At 67.6% G+C, this 2,065-nt stretch carries 3 protein-coding genes; 1 reads left to right on the top strand and 2 read right to left on the bottom strand.

All coding sequences use genetic code 11. The features are described from left to right. Nucleotides 1–437: hypothetical protein (locus VF468_13610; GenBank protein ID HEX5879331.1), on the bottom strand; the 437-nt coding region annotated here is incomplete at its 3' end. A 487-nt stretch (nucleotides 438–924) separates the two neighbouring features. On the opposite strand from VF468_13610, the gene VF468_13605 reads away from it, so the two are divergent. After that, nucleotides 925–1,767 (top strand): hypothetical protein, encoded by an 843-nt coding sequence (locus VF468_13605; GenBank protein ID HEX5879330.1) that lies wholly within the window; start codon nucleotides 925–927, stop codon nucleotides 1,765–1,767. An 83-nt stretch (nucleotides 1,768–1,850) separates the two neighbouring features. Here the strand turns inward: VF468_13605 and VF468_13600 are convergent. After that, a partial coding sequence (locus VF468_13600) for a DJ-1/PfpI family protein (protein ID HEX5879329.1) occupies nucleotides 1,851–2,065 on the bottom strand: 215 nt, incomplete at its 5' end.

The following is a 2,065-nucleotide window of genomic DNA, read 5'->3' as shown; positions in this document are numbered from 1 at the left end:
AGGTCGTTCGCCCGGACCTCGGCCGAACGCTCGATCGCCCGTGCGCGTAGGACCTGATCGGTATCATGAGTCGCCAGCAGATCGAGCAGCTGCGCCCGCTCCAGGGCATCGGTGGGATCACTGGCGGCGAGGAGCGAGGCGACGTCAGTGGCCGGGCCCTGAACGTAGGCAACCGCCGCGCGGGCGGCGATGCTGGCCCGGGCGTCGGCCAGCTGGCCGCGGACGTCCCCTAGCTGCTGTTGCATGCCCCGCATGGATTTCCGTGTCCGCTCAACCGCCAACTCGGCCTGCAAATAGTCCTCGACCTGCTGGTCGGCCTGTCTGTTGAGGCCTTCGAGCCGCCGTTGCAGGTCGCTGGCGCTGGAGGGGGCGGCAGCAGCCGGGTCGGCAGCCGTCAGCAACGTCGACCCCGCCACCATCAAGGCGGCAGCCAGCACGACGCTGATCAGGGGAGCCGACCATTGGCGTAGGGGACGCCGTCGACCGTTGGGCAAGTCTGGAACCTCCTGCTTGCACAGCGACGGCAACGCCAATGCCAGCAGCCGGTGGGGGCCGACCGCCGGGCCATGCGTAACGCGCCGCTTCTGCTGCGATTGGGGGAGTTCGCGGCGCGCCGAACCCTATACGACAGCCTGTAGAGACACAACCCGGCTGGACGGCTCGTTGTAAGCAACCGCCCACGAGGCTTAGACCGAATCGGTAGCGCGCTTGCAGTTCGTCTTGCCAGGCTGCAATGGCTTTCTCCTCCCAAGGGTCGAGCAGCTGGCCTGAGAAGGCTGCAACGACGATTCGTCGTAGGATGACCGCATGAGAGACCCAGCGGCATCCGGACACCATCCAGCAGCCACCCAACCACCGGCTGCGTCGCGGTCCCCACAGCCGACCGCTCGCTGCCGCACGACAAGGGTGATTAGGGCGGCGCTATTGATCGCCCTGGTAGTGGCCGGCTGCAGCCGAACCGGGCCGCCTTCCTCGGTGCCGGTTGATACCGACCCCGGACTGGTCCATGTCCACGGCCTTGGGATCAACCCGCGAGATGGTTTCCTCTATGCCGCAACCCACACCGGCCTCTTCATCGTCCGGGACGGTGGCGCCAGCCGTGTTGCCGATCGCCACCAGGACACAATGGGCTTCACGGTGGTCGGCCCCGACCACTTCATCGCAAGCGGCCACCCAGACTTTCAGGATCCGAAGCTGCTCAAGGCAGGCCGGCCGCCATTGCTCGGACTGGTCGAGAGTCGGGATGCCGGCCGCACCTGGGACCCTGCCTCGCTGCTTGGCGAGGTCGACTTTCATGTCCTCGAGGTCGCGCATGCCACCGTGTATGGCTTTGACGCCACGAGCGGCCGCTTCATGGTCAGCCGTGATCGCCACCGCTGGCAGACCCGCTCCACCACCTCCCTGGTCGATTTCGCGGTCAGCCCGCGTGATGGCCAGGTCATCCTCGCGACGACCGAGGGTGGCCTGATGCGAACTACCGACGGAGGACGCCAGTGGCGGCCAGCTGGTGGGCCAGCCATTGCGCTGCTCGACTGGGACAGGCCAGAGGCCCTATGGGGCGTGGCGGCCGATGGACGGCTCTGGGTGAGCGCGGATGCTGGCCGGACATGGCAACGTCGTGGCGCGCTTGGCGGACCGCCGGAGGCCTTCCTGGCTCAGGCCGGCACTCTCTACGCCGCCGTCGAGGAGCAGGGCATCCGAAGCTCGAGCGACGAGGGTGCGAGCTGGCGCACGCTCTACTCGCTGAGGGGCCCATCCACTGGGTAGTAGGTCCTGCCGATAGGCTCACCGTGGTGCTGCTGTGGGAGAGAGACGTTCACCATGCCCGCGGAGGCGGCTGGCGGGAGTTCTCAGGTGCTCAGCTTGGCCAGGAGTTCGGGCCGATCGGCCAATTCCCGTTTCACCATGGGGCCAAGGATCGGTTCGTAGATGTCCCGGTCCACCTGGCCCCAGTCGATGCCTCCGAACGGTGGGTGGGGGTCGTACTCGATGGCCAGCTGGACCATCCGGGCGGTCGGCTCGTCGGTGAGGCGGGCGACCAGGGCCAGGGCCATGTCGATGCCGG

The sequence above is a fragment of the Actinomycetota bacterium genome (genome assembly GCA_036280995.1).
Taxonomy (GTDB): Bacteria; Actinomycetota; CALGFH01; order CALGFH01; family CALGFH01; genus CALGFH01.
This window is presented reverse-complemented; position numbering and strand designations above follow the sequence as displayed.